Source organism: Limnospira fusiformis SAG 85.79 (assembly GCF_012516315.1).
Taxonomy (GTDB): Bacteria; Cyanobacteriota; Cyanobacteriia; order Cyanobacteriales; family Microcoleaceae; genus Limnospira; species Limnospira fusiformis.
The window spans coordinates 939,662-956,268 of record NZ_CP051185.1 but is presented as its reverse complement, the minus strand read 5'-3'; the positions used below and the strand labels follow the sequence as shown (position 1 = coordinate 956,268).

Genomic DNA, 16,607 nt, shown 5'->3' with positions numbered 1-16,607 from the left:
ATTTAAATAGGATTGAAATCTGGTGAGTAGGGTGGTAAATATTCTACTCTGGCTCCCGTAGCAGTGATCATTTCTTCAATGCCCTCCATTTTATGGATATTAAGGTTATCCATAACTACGACATCCCCTGGATTCAGTCTCGGAACCAAGTCCTGTTCAATAAAATCCTGAAAATCTTTACCTTTCATCGAGCCTTATATGGCTTTTTTAGCTACCAATTTTTCGATACTTATGGCTCCAATTAAGGTCATTTTTCTGCCTTAATAAACTGGTATTAAACATCATGCTTTTTGCCTTTTTTACTCCTCGCTATAGAGGGAATCATCCCTACCCAGAAAGCTGTATCATCAATGAATATCATTTTTGAGGTACATCTCACCCGCTCTCGGTAATCAAATCGCTGTTGTTGACCTTCTTCCGTTGCTACCTTTTCTGACCGGTAATTTTTTTTAAGAGTTAGTTCTTCTTTTTTGAGGAATTCACACATTCCTCCGACGCTGACATAAACATCCAGCTCATTTAGGAGATGTTCTCGATACTGTCGAACTGTCCCATCTGGGTAATCTTGTACCATCTGAATAATAAAGTCTCGATAAGATTCTAGCTGGCTAGGACGATTGAGCCCGGGCTTTTGAGGAGTTATATCTTGAGTTTCTCGATATTTTTTTGATATAACTATGAACAGTAGCAGGACTCATCATAAATTGCTCTGCAAGTTGCCTAATTGAGCCTTGGCCTAATTGATAGGCGGTGACCACTTTTTTCCTAAAAGCAACAGAATAACGGCTCATGGGTGAATCCAGTTGGAATTGAGTTTAGCCCTAGTTGATCACCAAGTTGTTATAGGTATTCATTGTTACACATATTTAATGAACAAGCTGTCATAGCGCTTTCCAGTCCCTTGGGGAGAAAGTACACCCCACTCATCCAGTTTTCCAAGTCTACGGTAGCGCCAAAATCTGCTAAAATGGCAGGGGATACGGTGGGGGTCAGAATCCACAACCGGGGTGATTCTCCGGGAGCGAGCCGTCTTTTTTCCCGAGTGGCTTGGCGTTCCCATTGCGCCTTCATGTCTAGGAGCTTCACCAGACAACTGCGAATTTCTCTGGGTTTAACGGGATTGCTAAAAGGCTCAAAAACCGCTGGGGTGGTGGCTAATTTTCCCAATAAGCCTAGGTTACTAGCTGAGGCGATATTTTCCGGGCGGGGTGTGAAAAAGATGTCAATTTCTCGCCTTTCTGAAGCCATGGTTTTGCTGGTTTCAGTTGCACCTAATTGCTTTAAGAGTTCCTGGATATATTGTTTGGTGAATTGGTCGTAGATCAATCTGGTCATTTATAGCTGTTTTCGAGGTCTCTAATTATTAATTATACTCTAGTCTGGCTCCGACAGCAGCCCTCAATTGCTGCCTTCACCCCCCCCCGACTGAGAAACCGGGTTTCTTTGAGAAACCGGGTTTCTTGACCCCCCCCCGACTCAGAAACCGGGTGATTTTCGTTATGATGTCTTGCCATGGGGGTAGTTTTTTGAAATAATAGCCAGGTATCAGTTAAACTAATCAACAAATCCAATCAATGGGAGGGTACGATCGCCAATGATTTTATCTCGTGGTAAGTTTTTAATAATCAGCTTGCTGCTAACTACTTTCTTGGGAGGCTGTTTGAGGGGAAAAGTACAGCAATGCGAAAAACTAATTGATGTGGTACACCGGGGTAATTCCTTAATTACAGCCCAAAGCGATCGCTACGATATAGCGACTACCAAACAGTTAGCCCTAGCACTTGATGGCATCGCTAACCAAGTAGAAAAACTAGATATTCACAACGAGGAATTACAAACTTTTCAAAATGGTTATAGCCAGAGTTTCCGGGAGATAGCCATAGGTCTCACCCAAACGGCTCAGGTGCTGGAAACCGGACAAACTATCCCCGTTAGCTTTCAAGGACGACAACAACTTAAACAAGCCAAACAACAAATGCACCAAGCCACAATCAGGACTCAGCAAGCAGGCGATCGCCATGATAATATAACCCAGGAAATGCTAGTTTCTTGTCCGCCGAAATCGACTAATTAATGGTGAATTTCTAGCAGTAAAACATAGTTACCTAGGCGCAATTTTTCCGACCAAAGTTCATACTCCAGTCGCAAAAATTCTGGCAGGGGATAACCAACTAAAGTTAGGTCGCGGGTAAAATTTCGCAGGCGAATTTGATTCGGTAAAGACTCCGACTGACCCTGAAGATAATAACGACTGAGCCCGTACATCCCTTTTTGCCATAGGTGACGATAGCTAAAGTTGCTTTTTCCCTGCATAGTCATGACAGCACGACCGGGGGACACTTCCAACCATAGCAGTCTGGGTTGATGAGATAATGGTACAATTGGGGATAGATCGCCATCACTCTCCAATTGCCAATCTAACAGATCTGGTTCCTGTAGGATCAAGTGAAACTGCTGTTTGTCTTTTTGGTAAAGGGTAGCCGCCGTCTCAATTTGCGATCGCAGCGGTAAATCCGTAGAAATCCAAGATAGACGAACAGGCTTACGGTGATGAGTGAGCATAAAATATCTTGTTAATTGATAGGATTTTCAGTCCTGATAGCAACTCAGGACCCCCAAAGCGATAGGATCTTAATATTAATCCTTACCTACATCTATCCTAATGCCATCTGTAGTTGTCACCCTAGAAAATACAGAAAAACAACAGAAACTCAAAATTGACCCTCCCTCTTGCGGTTTATCCCTCCAGGGTCGCCTTCGCATTCCCGGCGATAAATCTATCTCCCACCGTGCTTTAATGTTAGGAGCCCTAGCAGAAGGAGTTACCACCATTGAGGGTTTACTCTTGGGTGCAGACCCTCGCAGCACCGCTGAATGTTTCTCTGGGTTGGGGGCAGAAATTTCCGAGTTGAACTCACAACAGATTAAGGTGAAAGGCTGTGGTATCGGTAATTTACAGGAACCCGATCGCATCCTTGATGCTGGCAATTCTGGCACTACCATGAGGCTAATGCTGGGGATTTTGGCTTCTCACCCCGATCGCCTCTTTACTATCACAGGGGATAGTTCCCTGGTCAAAAGACCAATGGATCGGGTGATTGCACCTCTCACCCAAATGGGGGCGACTATTTGGGGACGGCGATCGGGTTCTTTCGCTCCTCTGGCGGTTCATGGTCAACAACTGCAACCGATTCATTATCATTCCCCCATCGCTTCGGCTCAGGTCAAGTCCTGTATTTTGTTGGCTGGATTGATGGTAGAAGGGGCTACAACCGTGACGGAACCCGCCTTGTCACGGGACCACACGGAACGAATGCTAAAGGCGTTTGGGGCGCAATTAACGGTCAATCCAGACACTAACAGCGTGACGGTGTTCGGACCGGCTAAATTGCAGGGGCAAACTGTGATTGTCCCCGGTGATATCAGTTCCGCTGCTTTCTGGTTGGTGGCGGCTTCTATTGTTCCGGGTTCCGATATAACCATCGAAAATGTGGGGGTTAATCCCACCCGGACGGGGATTTTGGAGGCTATGGCTATGATGGGGGCTGATATTCAATCCCAAGGAGAACGACTTGTGGCGGGGGAACCTGTGGCAGATTTACGAGTCCGTTTCTCGCCATTAAAAGCCTGTGAAATTAAGGGGGATTTGATTCCTCGGTTAATTGATGAAATTCCGATTTTGGCAGTGGCGGCGGCTTTTGCCGAGGGTACTACTACCATCCGAGATGCGGCGGAATTGCGGGTTAAAGAAAGCGATCGCATTCAGGTTATGGCTACGGAATTGACTAAAATGGGGGCGAAAATTTCCGAGTTACCTGATGGTTTAGAAATTACTGGTGGCTTCCCTTTGCGCGGCGCTGAAGTTGACAGTGACACGGATCATCGTATCGCTATGAGTTTGGCGATCGCTGCTTTAAATGCGGCGGGTTCTACCACTATTCATCGCGCCGAAGCGGCGGCTATTTCCTACCCGGATTTTGTGGGAAGTTTACAGCAATTGATAATTAATAATTAATAATTAATAATTGTGGAGGGAGGCGGGTTCGACTGTCAATTATTGGCTGAGAAACCCGGTTTCTTGGAGAAACCGGGTTTCTTGACTGGTGGGAGGTTTCTTGACTGGTGGGAGGTTTCTTGACTGGTGGGAGGTTTCTTGACTGGTGGGAGGTTTCTTGACTGCTGGGGTAGAAACCCGACAATAATTATTAATTATTAATTATTAATTATTAATTGTGGGGGGCGGGTTCGACTGTCAATTATTGGCTGAGAAACCCGGTTTCTTGGAGAAACCGGGTTTCTTGACTGGTGGGAGGTTTCTTGACTGGTGGGAGGTTTCTTGACTGGTGGGAGGTTTCTTGACTGGTGGGAGGTTTCTTGACTGGTGGGAGGTTTCTTGACTGCTGGGGTAGAAACCCGACAATAATTATTAATTATTAATTATTAATTATTAATTGTGGGGGGCGGGTTCGACTGTCAATTATTGGCTGAGAAACCCGGTTTCTTGGAGAAACCGGGTTTCTTGACTGGTGGGAGGTTTCTTGACTGCTGGGGTAGAAACCCGACAATAATTATTAATTATTAATTATTAATTATTAATTATTAATTGTGGGTTAATTTTCTAGGGTGTGACCATAGAGGTCATAAATATCAGCATCGGTGATTTTCACGGAAACTAAGGACCCTAAACGCGCGTTTCCTTCTACATATACTAAACCATCGACTTCTGGCGCAAACCTGGGCGATCGCCCTATAAACTCGCCTGTAGAGGGGTTTTCTTGTTCAACTAAAACATCCACTACCTCACCAATACACTGGCGGTTACGCTTGAGAGAAATTGGCTGTTGTACCTGCATTAGTGCATCCCGTCGCGCGTCCATTACCGCCTGGGATACGGTGTTGGGAAGAGTATAAGCGGGGGTTCCTTCTTCGGGGGAGAAGGTGAAGACACCAACATGATCAAATTCGTGGCGTTTCACAAATTTGAGGAGGTGTTCAAAATGGCTGTTAGTTTCTCCCGGAAAACCGACAATAAAAGTAGTCCTAATTACAGCATTAGGCATAGCAGTTTTAATATTCTCAATAATCTGGTCATTAACCTGACCCTGCCATGGACGGTTCATGGCGCGGAGAATTTCCGGGTGGGAATGTTGGAGGGGTAGGTCTAGGTAGGGGAGAAAATTGGGGGTTTCGGCGATCGCATCAATCACTTTAGGGGTTAGTCCGGTGGGGTAAGCATAGTGCATTCTCACCCAGGGTACATCAACTTTACCCAAAGCGCGGATCAGGTCTGCGAGTTTCGGTTCACCATAAATGTCGGTTCCGTAGTTAGTGGTAATTTGGGAGATTAACACTAATTCCTGGACCCCCTGATCTGCCAATTGTTTGGCTTCGGTAACGATTGATTCTATGGTACGCGATCGCTGATTTCCTCGCAAGTGGGGGATAATACAAAAGGCGCAGCGATAGTTACACCCTTCGGCTATCCGTAGATAAGCCACCCCTTCTGTGGTGGTGCGATAACGGGGGACGGTATGATCAGCAATATAGGTGGGGTCGGCAGAAATTTCCGAGACGCGATCGCCTTTTTCTACCCGATTAATTACATTAACAATTTTATGATAATCTCCGGTTCCTACTACTGCTACAGCTTCGGGAAGTTCGTCAAGTAATTTTTCCTGGAAGTGTTGCACCATACACCCAGTAATCACTACTTTTTTATGGGCTTCGGCGAGTTCAACTATGGTATTGACGGACTCCTCTCTGGCTGATTCAATAAAACTACAGGTATTCACTACCACATAATCAGCCGCCTCTTCGTTGGAGTCTACTTGATATCCGGCTTCGGCTAATAAACCGATCATGTGTTCGGTGTCGATGCGATTTTTTTCGCAACCTAAATGGGAAAATGCGATCGTTGGCTTGGTTGCCATAGTTGGTAAAAGTTTGGATGCACAAACTCGGAACAGTACAAGTATGCTATTATAGCTGTTAACCTGAAAATTGGCAATGGTATCAGTCAACCAATAACTACTTTTCTGTAGTTCCGGTTTCCGAAATTTTGGGTAAGTGTGAGGGCGCTTTTTATTCTAAGGGTTCAAAATCTGCCTGAGAGGTTCACGGCTGGGGCTATTTTTGGGGTTGTTCATACCCTCAAAATAGGTGACTTGAGTTGGATAAGCAAACTCAATATCCCTGGCTTCAAAGGCGGATTTTAGTTCATAGTTAATCCGCTGTTGAATATCCATATACATGGCATAATCACTGCTGAGAACGTGGTAAACAATCTCAAAGTCTAGGCTAAAGTCTCCGAAACTTGAGAAGTGCGCCCGGTCAAATAGGGTGTTTTCTATGGATTCGATAATCTCTCGAATGAGGGCAGGAATTTGTTGTAGTTTCTCCTGGGGGGTTTCATAGATGACACCAATTTTAAACAGTATCCGCCGCCTTTCCATGCGTTTATAGTTATGAATACGAGAGGCGGTGAGGTTGGTATTAGGAACTACTACTTGTTCGCCAGTTATGCTTTTAATGCGGGTGGTTTTAATTCCCACATAATCGACGCTTCCAGCCATGTCCCCAACTACGATAAAATCGCCGATTTCAAAAGGGCGATCGAACAGGATGGAGAAATAACTAAATAGGTCTTGTAGGACTCCCTGGGAGGCTAAAGCAATGGCTACACCCCCAATTCCTAAACCCGCTACCACGGCGGAAATATTGAAGCCGAGGTTATCTAGCACAAAGATAATTCCTAATCCCCAGGCGGCGGTGCGAATGGCTGGCAATAGGGCATTTAGGGCGCGGTCTACGGTTTCGATTTCTCGACGATTTAACCAGTATAACCGCATAGCATATTCAGCGAGGGATACCACCAGCCTCACACCTAAAAAGGTGGAGAAAATTAAGGCGATCGCATTAATTAAATTACCGAGAATTGGGTGCAATGATAAGTTAGTGATTGCCACATAAAATATAGCCACATAAGCCAGGGGGATTAGGGCTCTATCCCCAATTTTCACCAAGGCATCATCTAACCGACTATTCGTTTTAACCGCCCAGAGTTTTAACCGCCTCAAAATCATTTGTTCGATGACTCTGATGGCTAAAATACCCAACACAATAATCACAAAAGCGATTAAATAATCAGATAGGGTATTGGTCAATAATTCTTCTTGTAAAATCTCTAAAATATCCATCGTCAATTTTTCAACTGTTAACTGTCAATAGATCCCAAAATACTGGGGACTTGTTCTGGTGTAACGTGATCATACCAGACTTGCTCCGGTAAAACCAAAACCATCGGCCCATTACCACAGGACCCCAGACAGCCGCTAGGAGTAATGACCCCGACGGAAAAATTGGCAGCCTGAAAAGCCTGTAAAACCTTGGCTGCGCCTTGTTTACGACAGGTCCGATTATGACATATTATGATTTGGATAGAGTTAGATACAGACATTAGATCGAAAAAAAGTCCTGATAGTTTAAAATTGGGTAGCAGAAAGGGTTGAATCTGCACGAGTGTTAAAGTGTTGAGGCAAAAATCACAGCAACCACAGCAAATTTACTATCAACCGGGGTTTCTTGGTTTAATGGCTTGTGCCATGTATTTTAACCTGTGTACGTTATCATCACCCGCACTCGCCCAGATTAGACCAGATGGAACCCTACCTCAAAATAGTATAGTCACTCTTAGAGTTTATTGGATTACCAGAGCATGCCACAAAGGGAACAAAGTATCTGGGGCGGCGCTCAAGGCTGCCAGGAATGCCACATCCAGAAAGCTGGCTGAGACTTTGTTTAAGGCTCTGTGGGATATGCAATAATCCTACTTACAAAGATTGTTGGCTAAAGGCCCGGCTGATTGATTGTTCAGGCGGGGCTTTTTCTTGTTCAAAGTTTTAAGATAGGATAGAAAAAATTCCCCATGTAAAGTTTTAATAAGTTGATCTCATGAGTGTAATTATTCCCCTAGACCAAATTTCCCGTAAGTTAGACAGCGATAATACCCGCGATCGGATGTTAGCTTTAGCTTCCTTGCGCGAGGTATCCCCAGAGCAAGCTGTTCCCCTAATTAAGAAGGTTCTCTTTGATAAAAGCCTACAAATTCGGTCAATGGCTGTTTTCGCCCTAGGGATTAAACAAACTGACGAATGTTATCCGATTCTGGTAAAATTATTAGAAACTGACCCCGACTATGGCATTCGCGCCGATGCTGCCGGGGCTTTGGGGTATTTGGGGGACTCTAGGGCTGTTGAACCCCTCATGCGGGCTTTTTATGAGGATACCGACTGGCTAGTGCGTTTTAGTGCTGCTGTCTCTCTCGGCAATTTGAAAGATATCCGCGCCCGTGACGTTTTGATGTCTGCCCTTGATAGTGATATGGTGATTTTGCAACAGGCGGCGATCGCTGCTTTGGGTGAAATTCGCGACCTCGAGGCCATAGACCATATCCTCAAGTTTGCTCAGTCTGATGATTGGTTAATTCGCCAGCGTCTCGCCGAGGCTCTGGGAAATTTACCTAGCCCTAAGAGCTTATCCGCCCTTAAATACTTGGCTAAAGACAGCCATCATCAAGTCGCTGAAGCCGCTATGATTTCCCTTGACCGCCTCGCAGAGTCATTATAAACCCTCGCAACTGGGTTTCTTTCACCCGGAAACCCGGTTTCTTTATTGTTGCTATGTTGAATAAAAAATCAAGCGAGAAGCCATATCACCCCCACGAGAATATGATAAGCGATCGCACTTGATTTGTCAACCGGTGCGGCCGGTGCCGTCGCGTTTTTTCGACGTTGAATAAAAAATCAAGCAAGAAGCCATGTTAGCCTCACGAGAATATGATAAGCGATCGCACTTGATTTGTCAACCGGTGCGGCCGGTGTCGCCGCGTTTTTTCGACGTTGAATAAAAAATCAAATAGAGGATATCCGCCAAAATCTGATCCTGTCAACCCCTCAGCTAAAGGCATGGTGGCTGATTAAATCTGAACCGTGGTATTCTGTTATGATTAACCCCTACTAAGCCAGAGCAAACCGTCCCCGGCTGAGGGAAACCTAATCATGAAAGAGTTTCTGAAATATACCCTAGCCAGTGTAGTTGGCAATTTACTGGGACTGTTCCTAGTGATCACATTTGGCATGGGGGGAATCGCGTTTTTAGTAGTAGTTAGTGCTTCGAGGGGTACACAAACCACCCTCAGAGATAAATCAGTATTGGTGCTAGACCTGTCTGTGGGTATAGCGGACACGGCACCGCAGCCAACACCATCGATCGCCATAGGACAGACCCTGAGAGACGATCGGTCTAGGTTCTTGCCATTGCGGGTAGTGCTAGAAACGATTGAGCGGGCGAGTAAGGATGATAAAATCGTGGGGCTGTACCTGGAAGGCGGTAGTGGTACAACTCCCACAGGGTTTGGGAATTTAAAGGAAGTCCGTCGGGCTTTGGAAGGGTTTAAAGAGAGCGGTAAAACTATTATTGCTTATGATACTGACTGGACCGAGCGTGAATATTACCTAGGTTCAGTAGCGGATGAAATCATTATCCACCCCATGGGGACCGTCGAGATGAGCGGGTTTAGTTCTCAAACCGTGTTTTTAGCGGGAGCGTTGGAACGGTTTGGGATTGGGGTACAGGTGACGCGGGTTGGTCAATATAAGTCTGCTGTTGAACCTTTTTTGCGCCAAGAGATGAGCCCAGAAAATAGACAGCAAATGCAGCAGTTATTGGGAGATTTGTGGGGTGAGTTTACGGGGGCGATCGCATCTAGTCGCAGTCTGACTACAGCACAGTTGCAGCAAATTGTGAATCAGGATGGATTTTTAATGGCTGCAGATGCGAAGGATCGCGAAATGGTTGATCAGATCGCCCATAGAGATGAGGTGGCGGCTCAACTGCGTGAATTGACCGGAGAAAAGGAAGAGGGAAGACAACCTTTTCGACGGGTGGGGATACAGGAATATTCCAGAACTCCTGAAGTTAAGGGAAGTTGGGCTGGTAATCCCAACAGTCGCAATATCATTGCTGTAGTCTATGCTGATGGTGAAATTGTCGATGGTCGTGGCGGGATTGGTCAAGTAGGCGGCGATCGCTTTAGCGAAGAGTTACGCCGGCTACGGGATAATGATCGGGTCAAAGGAATTGTCCTGCGGGTGAATAGTCCCGGTGGTAGCGCTACCGCTTCTGAGGTAATCGCACGGGAAGTACAATTGACCAGAGAGGAAAAACCGATTATAGTTTCTATGGGCAATGCCGCCGCTTCCGGTGGTTATTGGATTGCTATGGGTAGCGATCGCATTTTGGCTGAACCCACGACAGTCACTGGTTCAATTGGTGTATTTGGACTGCTGTTCAATGCTCAGGATATTGCTAACCAGAATGGAATTACCTGGGATGGTGTGAAAACCGGACCCTTTGCTGATCTTAATTCTATCTCCCGTCCCAAAACAGACCAGGAACTAGAGAAAGTTCAGCAGATGGTTGATCTGATTTATCAGCGGTTTGTCTCTTCCGTCGCGCAATTGAGAGATTTACCACAAGAGGAGGTTTTGGAAATGTCTCAGGGTCGGGTTTGGTCGGGGGTACAAGCTGAAGCCTTGGGGTTGGTTGATCAGTTGGGGGGTTTACAAGATGCGATCGCTGCTGTAGCCGAAAAAGCCGAACTTGGTGATGATTGGAAACTCGCCGAATATCCCAGAATTCCTAGTTTTGAGGAACGTTTGCTAGAAAGCCTGCGAACCGAAGCCACTCCAGCAGACCCTTTGACTAGGGAACTGCTCAAAGTCTATCATGAGTTCTCCGTGCTTAGGCATCTCAATGATCCTAGGGGAATATATACCAGGTTACCGTTTAACTTGCAGATTGATTAGATCCAAAGCACTGAGCCACAATATGCTCACCAAATCTTAAATTTTTCTAAAAAAGTAATAATACCTATTCCCAAATGATCAGTTAGGGTGCTAGACTGTAGTCAATGGAGAATTAAGTATCGGTTGTAGTATTTTTGTTTCAAGTATCAACGAGTTTTTCACGTTTTATGCTGGCAAGTTTCTCTCCGAGAACCTCACTCCCTACGAAACTCTGGTTTTGGAGATAATTTATGTCGATTTACGTTGGTAACCTGTCCTATGAGGTTACAGAAGAAGATCTAACTGCTGTATTCGCAGAGTATGGAGCAGTTAAGCGGGTTAAACTACCTACAGACCGTGAAACCGGACGGATGCGTGGTTTTGGCTTCGTGGAAATGGACACAGAAGCTGAGGAACAGTCAGCCATTGATGCTCTTGATGGTGCTGAGTGGTGCGGTCGTGATCTGAGAGTCAATAAAGCCAAGCCTCGCGAAAATAGCGGCTCTTTTGGTGGCGGTCGTCGTGGTGGTGGCGGTTACTCTCGTCGGTCCTAGGATTCCCACTTTTCTATCAGTCTTACAGCTTATTTAGCAATTTCGCGTTTCAGCTTAATAATTGTTAATGGTTGTGGCTGAATTACTAAACTAAGTTAATTAAAACCCCTCATTGTTGTAGGGGTCTTTTTTTGTGTCCCTAGACCCGTCAATAGCCATGAGAATATGAAAAAATATACATCTCAGACCCGATTGTGGCTTTTCCTCAGCATGAGTTTAGCCACCCTATACGGTATTTTATCACTAAAACAAGCCTTTGCGGAACCCAATTTAGTCCATAATGACGCAAGACAGCACATTTTTTGGATGTTGCGGTTTATTGACCCCGACCTGTTTCCCAATGATTTAATAGCCGATTATTTTCAATCTGTAGCTCCCCGGGGATATACTCTAGTGTATAAACTGGGTATCATCTTAGGAATAAACCCCTTTGACTTCGCGAAAATTCTTCCGCCAATTTTAGGATTATTTGTTACTTATTATTTTTTCAGGTTATGTCTGGAAATTTTGCCAATTCCAGTCACCGGATTTATAGGCTGTTTAATCATCAATCAAGCCTTATGGTTAAAGGACGATTTAGCATCAGGAACACCCAGAGCATTTATTAACCCGCTTTTTATCGCATTTTTATACTATCTAGTGAAACATTCTCGGCTGGGGGTTTGTGTCACAGTAGCAGCTATTGGCTTATTTTATCCTCAATATGTTTTCATTGCTGCTATCATGCTGATATTGAGAGTTATTAATTGGGAAAATGGCAGATTTCAGCCAAGCAAAAATCACCTAAATTATCAAATTTTAGCAGGGGGTTTATTGGTGGCTTTGATAGTATTACTTCCATATATTATCACCTCCTCAGAATTTGGTCCGACCATTACTCGCGCGCAAGCTATGAATTCTCCCGAATTTTTCGAGGGGGGAAGAAGTAGGTTTTTTCACGATAATTTTATGGATATTTGGTTCACGGGAAGACGTAGCGGAATGTTTCACAGTTCCTTATTTACCCCCGCGACTCAATGTGTGGCTTTACTACTGCCATTTTTACTAATATTTCGGAGACAGTTTCCCCTCTGGAAATATATTACACCACAGGTTTGGGTATTATTGCAATTGTTAATATCATCGGTTTTGATGTTTTTTGCATCCCATGCACTTTTGTTTAAGCTACACCTTCCAGGTCGATATACAGAGTTAAGTTTTCGGATTATTATTGCGGTTTTAACGGCTATCTCTCTGAGTTTAATATTGGATACACTTCTGAGAGTTTTTAGGAATAACCATAGCTATAGGGTTTATCGATGGTTGGCGGTAACTCTCATTACGGTAATAGTGGCAATACTCCTATTATATCCAGCTTTCGTGCCTTATTTTCCATTGGTTAGATATGAGAAAGGTAGAATGACAGAAGTTTATGATTTCTGCCAACAGCAAGGGAAAGATATTGTGATAGCTTCTCTGTCAGCAGAGGCGGATCAACTGCCAACTTTTGCTCAAAGAACTGTTTTGATGGCGCGAGAATATGCTATCCCTTATCACTTGGGTTATTATCATCAAATTTTGGCGAGAACTTTGGACATGATTAATGCTCACTATACGGATGATTTGCCGAAACTTCAGAATTTTATTAGTCAATATAATGTGGATTTTTGGCTGATTGATCCGGCGGCTTTCACGCCTGAATATATTAAAAATAATCATTGGATGTTGATTTTTGAGGAAGGTCAAAAAGCCTTGGATTTGCTGGAGCAAAATTCAGCGATCGCTTTATATGAACAGGTTAATATATGTACGGTTTTTGAGCAGCCTAATTGGTGGATTGTTGATGCAAAATGTATTTTAAATAACCCAGAGTGAGGAGTTAATATTTTTGGCGTTTTGGCGAGGCTTGAGATAAAGAAAGGCAGGATGATAGCCTGCCTTTTGGGGTGAGTGATATTTACTCAGAACCCAAATCTTGAGTAATTTGCTCGCAGTTAAAGTTCTCTAAACTTTCGGGTGGTATCTCCCATTGAGTGGACGCATTTTGACGCATGATAGATACGAGATTATCAGCTTGTTCTGTAGTCAAAAAACCCTCTTGTCTGGCTGTTTCTGCGGTGATACATATACCTAAGAAAACCCCTGCTGCGGCACCACCAACACCGCCGATCGCTGTACCTCCGACAAAGCCAATACCACCACTAAATAAGGCAGTAGCAACGGCAATTAAGACGACATGAATAGTTTTCATGATCGGTCCTCACTAACAATCATCAAAATTTAGCAATATTCCCACCAAATATCAATCAATATTATATGGACATCGAGACGATGATGGATCAAAGTTGAGTAAATGAGCAGGAGAGGATCTATAATTCTTGGGTAAGATAGCGCTAGACCTGTTGTAGACTGCAATAGGGAAACCGGGAGTGGGAATGAGTGTTGAACAGTTGTTGAAGTTGGCACAGGATAATTTAAGCAAGGGAAACCAAGATCGGGCTTTTGCTATTTGTCGGGAAATTATCAGCCAACAGCCTAATTGTGCCATTGCTTACCAACTGCTAGGCAATATTCATGAAGATTATGGCCAATTAATGGCGGCTATGTCGGCTTATACAAAAGCCTTTGAACTTGCACCTAACCAAGCCATTAGCTATGCTTACCTAGCCCAAATATATCGTAATATGGGCTGGTTTGATGAAGCTATTTCATTTTACCAACAGGCGATCGACCTATCTCCTAATTGGGCAGATTTACACTATCATTTAGGGTCGGCTTTACATTGGCAGGGTAATATTGAAGGGGCTATTGGCTGTTACGAAAAGGCGATCGCCTTAAACCCTAAGCTAGGTCAGGCTTATTTGGATATGGGGCTGCGGTTAAATGAACGGGGTGACATTGACACAGCAATTAAAGTTCTACAACAAGGCGGAATTAACTGCCCTAATTTTAAGGAAATTTTCAACACCCTGGGATATTTGCAATTACAGCAAAATCAGATAGATGAGGCGATCGCCATCTTTCAAGAAGCCCTAAATATTGACCCGACAGAGCCATTGGTATATAATAACTTGGGGTGGGCTTGGACTTACCAAGGAAAGCTGAGTGAAGCGATTGCCGCCTACCAGAAGGCAATTAGCCTGAAACCCGATTTAGCTATTGCTTACAGTAACTTGGGTAAGTTGTGGCAGCAAAAAAATAACCACAGACAAGCGATAAGTTATTTCCAGAAAGCGATCGCCATAGAACCGGATAATATCATGTTCTATAGCGATTGTGGTAGTTCTTGCTTAATCATAGGTTGGCTATCTCAAGCCATGGCTTGTTTTCAGAAAGCGATCGCCATTGACCCGAAATTTGTGCAGGGTTATATCCAACGCTTTAATCAGGACGTTATCCTAGAAGTAGGTTCAGATGAACTACTACAGGCACAAATAGCCTGCGCCCAGTTTTTGGAAGCTCTGCAAAAATCCGATTTGGAATTGGGGAACTCTGAGAACTCCCAGGAGTCTGATCATAATGTAACTGAGGTGCCGGATGCGGTTTATAACTACCTAGAAGCCACCTACCTTCATTTGGGTAATACCCTAAATCAATATGGGGAGTGGGATGCAGCAATTAGGTATTATCAACGAGCATTAAGGATTAAACCTCAGAAAATACAAACTTACCTGGATTTAGCATCCTGTCTAGCTAAACAGGGAAGGTTGCAGGCGGCAATAACAGTTTGCCATACTGCCGGGGTGATTGAATACTCCCCAGAAGTCTATTGGCTTTTGGGGAGTTTACTTGAGGCGCAGGGACGGTGGGAATTGGCGATCGCTTATTATTCAAAGGTTTTAGAAAACCAGGAAACAGCAGAGAATTTGACTACTGTTTCGCAGGAGTGGCGGGATACCGGAACTATATCAACCGGAGAAATTCCCCGACCACAACAGCCACCCCAAGGAGTTTATCAGAAAACCCAGGCATGGCTACAGGCGAATAATATAGACACCAGCCACTATATCCCGATTCCAACGGTAGCACAACAGCCTCCCTCAGCAGAGTTAGATAATGTAGGGGGCAGAGAGTGCGGCGGTTTAGATTGTAGCCCTTGTCGAGAGCGAATTTTTGCGGGATTTGAGGTGAGCAATTTAGGTTATGGTATTCAGAGGCGAGTGGCAGATGCGAAGATTGTAGAGGTCCCCTTTGAAACGTTTGTGGCAAGTATTCCCCAGGGACGATGTTGGATTGTTCCCCAAGAAAATCACTGGAAAGTCTGTCGGGCGATCGCTACCATAACACCGGATAATCAACTGTTAGCCGACCTATCACGGGAATATCCCGCCCCCCTTCCGGGTTGTATTAACTATAATCCCGAAAAACATTGGATTTTTCGCCAAACTAAACTTTGTCCCCCCCAATATATTGATGGGACGGTGGCGGTATTATCAGGACTTTCGGGACATATCTATTTTCACTGGATGGTTGATATACTGCCACGGTGGGAATTAATGCGACGGGTGGGGGTAGACTTTAATCAGATAGATGGGTTTGTGGTCAATAGTGCTAGGCTAGGGTTTCAGCGGGAAACTTTGCGGCGCTTGGGTATTGCGGAATCGAAAATTATCGAAAGCGATCGCTACCCCCATATTCAGGCGCGACAGTTGCTAGTCCCCTCGTTTGCTTCTCCGACGGGATGGTTGCAACCTTGGGGGCTGGACTTCCTGCGAAGAACTTTTCTCCCCCTGGCGAAGGGTGATGCTCATGATTACCCTAATCGTATCTATGTGAGTCGCGCCCAGGCTAGACATCGACGGGTTTTGAATGAAGAACAGGTGATGGCGCAGCTGAGTCGGTTGGGGTTTGTGCGGGTGCTACCAGAGAAACTATCATTTTCTCAGCAGGTGGCTTTATTCTCACGGGCGGAAATAGTTATAGGTCCCCATGGGAGTGGTTTAACCAATTTGGTTTTCTGTCAGCCAGGAGTGAGAGTGGTTGAGTTGATGTCCCCCCATTATGACCGCCATTACTATTGGGTGATATCTCAGGCTTTGGGATTGGAACATTATTCCCTGACGGGAGATGGGTTTTCCTGTTACCCTTTGCGATCGCTAATGTACCAAAATCCCTTAACTGAGGATATCTGGGTAAATCTGACCGGGTTGGAGAAGATTTTAGAGAAGTTGGAAATTAGATAAAAAAAATTTTTTGTGATCCAATTACCATCAACGAGTATAATTGAACC

General features: G+C 44.6%; 15 protein-coding genes and 1 pseudogene. 7 read left to right on the top strand and 9 right to left on the bottom strand.

Features of this window, described 5'->3' with window-relative positions:
- Positions 1-2: 2 nt before the first annotated feature.
- The 4 genes and pseudogenes from HFV01_RS04700 to HFV01_RS04685 all read right to left on the bottom strand — a co-directional run bounded on the left by HFV01_RS04700 (position 3) and on the right by HFV01_RS04685 (position 1,565).
- Positions 3-188 carry a transposase gene (locus tag HFV01_RS04700; RefSeq protein WP_006623964.1) on the bottom strand — a complete coding sequence of 62 codons (186 nt, stop codon included), beginning with the start codon at positions 186-188 and terminating at the stop codon, positions 3-5.
- A gap of 86 nt (positions 189-274) precedes the next feature.
- Positions 275-574: a hypothetical protein gene (locus HFV01_RS04695; protein WP_108614736.1), complete on the bottom strand. Its 300-nt coding sequence runs from the start codon at positions 572-574 to the stop codon at positions 275-277.
- Between the two features lie 308 nt (positions 575-882).
- Positions 883-1,335, bottom strand: a pseudogene (locus tag HFV01_RS04690) (hypothetical protein); the annotation flags it as partial.
- Between the two features lie 32 nt (positions 1,336-1,367).
- A complete protein-coding gene (locus HFV01_RS04685; protein ID WP_157883458.1) occupies positions 1,368-1,565 on the bottom strand; it encodes a hypothetical protein in 198 nt (65 codons plus the stop codon).
- A gap of 29 nt (positions 1,566-1,594) precedes the next feature.
- On the opposite strand from HFV01_RS04685, the gene HFV01_RS04680 reads away from it, so the two are divergent.
- Positions 1,595-2,074 (top strand): hypothetical protein, encoded by a 480-nt coding sequence (locus HFV01_RS04680; protein WP_006623960.1) that lies wholly within the window; start codon positions 1,595-1,597, stop codon positions 2,072-2,074.
- On the opposite strand, the gene HFV01_RS04675 is transcribed toward HFV01_RS04680, so the two are convergent.
- The gene (locus HFV01_RS04675; RefSeq protein WP_006623959.1) at positions 2,071-2,562 is read right to left on the bottom strand and encodes a hypothetical protein; all 492 of its coding nucleotides are present in this window, start codon (positions 2,560-2,562) and stop codon (positions 2,071-2,073) included. The two genes, HFV01_RS04680 and HFV01_RS04675, sit on opposite strands and share 4 nt — an antisense overlap.
- Positions 2,563-2,662: 100 nt before the next feature.
- On the opposite strand from HFV01_RS04675, the gene aroA reads away from it, so the two are divergent.
- Positions 2,663-4,015 (top strand): 3-phosphoshikimate 1-carboxyvinyltransferase, encoded by a 1,353-nt coding sequence (gene aroA, locus HFV01_RS04670; RefSeq protein ID WP_006623958.1) that lies wholly within the window; start codon positions 2,663-2,665, stop codon positions 4,013-4,015.
- A 595-nt stretch (positions 4,016-4,610) separates the two neighbouring features.
- On the opposite strand, the gene rimO is transcribed toward aroA, so the two are convergent.
- From rimO to HFV01_RS04655, 3 genes are all read right to left on the bottom strand, one after another.
- Entirely contained in the window at positions 4,611-5,930 is a 1,320-nt protein-coding gene (gene rimO, locus HFV01_RS04665; RefSeq protein WP_008053450.1) for a 30S ribosomal protein S12 methylthiotransferase RimO, read from the bottom strand.
- Between the two features lie 156 nt (positions 5,931-6,086).
- Positions 6,087-7,196, bottom strand: coding sequence for a mechanosensitive ion channel family protein (locus HFV01_RS04660; RefSeq protein ID WP_006623954.1), 1,110 nt, complete (start codon positions 7,194-7,196; stop codon positions 6,087-6,089).
- Between the two features lie 17 nt (positions 7,197-7,213).
- Positions 7,214-7,456 (bottom strand): (2Fe-2S) ferredoxin domain-containing protein, encoded by a 243-nt coding sequence (locus tag HFV01_RS04655; RefSeq protein WP_035760086.1) that lies wholly within the window; start codon positions 7,454-7,456, stop codon positions 7,214-7,216.
- A 494-nt stretch (positions 7,457-7,950) separates the two neighbouring features.
- On the opposite strand from HFV01_RS04655, the gene HFV01_RS04650 reads away from it, so the two are divergent.
- The 4 genes from HFV01_RS04650 (at position 7,951) to HFV01_RS04635 (ending at position 13,252) form a co-directional block, all read left to right on the top strand.
- Positions 7,951-8,625 carry a HEAT repeat domain-containing protein gene (locus tag HFV01_RS04650; protein ID WP_006623951.1) on the top strand — a complete coding sequence of 225 codons (675 nt, stop codon included), beginning with the start codon at positions 7,951-7,953 and terminating at the stop codon, positions 8,623-8,625.
- A gap of 431 nt (positions 8,626-9,056) precedes the next feature.
- A complete protein-coding gene (gene sppA, locus HFV01_RS04645) occupies positions 9,057-10,865 on the top strand; it encodes a signal peptide peptidase SppA (RefSeq protein ID WP_006623950.1) in 1,809 nt (602 codons plus the stop codon).
- A gap of 230 nt (positions 10,866-11,095) precedes the next feature.
- On the top strand, positions 11,096-11,398 hold the full coding sequence (gene rbp, locus HFV01_RS04640) for an RNA-binding regulator (protein WP_006623949.1): 303 nt from the start codon (positions 11,096-11,098) through the stop codon (positions 11,396-11,398).
- Between the two features lie 165 nt (positions 11,399-11,563).
- Positions 11,564-13,252: a hypothetical protein gene (locus HFV01_RS04635; RefSeq protein WP_193520874.1), complete on the top strand. Its 1,689-nt coding sequence runs from the start codon at positions 11,564-11,566 to the stop codon at positions 13,250-13,252.
- An 82-nt stretch (positions 13,253-13,334) separates the two neighbouring features.
- Here the strand turns inward: HFV01_RS04635 and HFV01_RS04630 are convergent, their stop codons facing one another.
- Positions 13,335-13,628 carry a hypothetical protein gene (locus tag HFV01_RS04630; protein ID WP_006623945.1) on the bottom strand — a complete coding sequence of 98 codons (294 nt, stop codon included), beginning with the start codon at positions 13,626-13,628 and terminating at the stop codon, positions 13,335-13,337.
- Positions 13,629-13,812: 184 nt separating this feature from the next.
- On the opposite strand from HFV01_RS04630, the gene HFV01_RS04625 reads away from it, so the two are divergent.
- Positions 13,813-16,560 carry a tetratricopeptide repeat protein gene (locus HFV01_RS04625; protein ID WP_006670874.1) on the top strand — a complete coding sequence of 916 codons (2,748 nt, stop codon included), beginning with the start codon at positions 13,813-13,815 and terminating at the stop codon, positions 16,558-16,560.
- Positions 16,561-16,607: the final 47 nt, after the last annotated feature.

Coding starts and splice junctions, on each gene's coding strand:
- HFV01_RS04700 (WP_006623964.1), bottom strand. CDS start 188: ATGAAAGGTAAAGATTTTCAGGATTTTATTGAACAGGACTTGGTTCCG.
- HFV01_RS04695 (WP_108614736.1), bottom strand. CDS start 574: ATGGTACAAGATTACCCAGATGGGACAGTTCGACAGTATCGAGAACAT.
- HFV01_RS04680 (WP_006623960.1), top strand. CDS start 1,595: ATGATTTTATCTCGTGGTAAGTTTTTAATAATCAGCTTGCTGCTAACT.
- HFV01_RS04675 (WP_006623959.1), bottom strand. CDS start 2,562: ATGCTCACTCATCACCGTAAGCCTGTTCGTCTATCTTGGATTTCTACG.
- aroA (WP_006623958.1), top strand. CDS start 2,663: ATGCCATCTGTAGTTGTCACCCTAGAAAATACAGAAAAACAACAGAAA.
- rimO (WP_008053450.1), bottom strand. CDS start 5,930: ATGGCAACCAAGCCAACGATCGCATTTTCCCATTTAGGTTGCGAAAAA.
- HFV01_RS04660 (WP_006623954.1), bottom strand. CDS start 7,196: ATGGATATTTTAGAGATTTTACAAGAAGAATTATTGACCAATACCCTA.
- HFV01_RS04655 (WP_035760086.1), bottom strand. CDS start 7,456: ATGTCTGTATCTAACTCTATCCAAATCATAATATGTCATAATCGGACC.
- HFV01_RS04650 (WP_006623951.1), top strand. CDS start 7,951: ATGAGTGTAATTATTCCCCTAGACCAAATTTCCCGTAAGTTAGACAGC.
- sppA (WP_006623950.1), top strand. CDS start 9,057: ATGAAAGAGTTTCTGAAATATACCCTAGCCAGTGTAGTTGGCAATTTA.
- rbp (WP_006623949.1), top strand. CDS start 11,096: ATGTCGATTTACGTTGGTAACCTGTCCTATGAGGTTACAGAAGAAGAT.
- HFV01_RS04635 (WP_193520874.1), top strand. CDS start 11,564: ATGAAAAAATATACATCTCAGACCCGATTGTGGCTTTTCCTCAGCATG.
- HFV01_RS04630 (WP_006623945.1), bottom strand. CDS start 13,628: ATGAAAACTATTCATGTCGTCTTAATTGCCGTTGCTACTGCCTTATTT.
- HFV01_RS04625 (WP_006670874.1), top strand. CDS start 13,813: ATGAGTGTTGAACAGTTGTTGAAGTTGGCACAGGATAATTTAAGCAAG.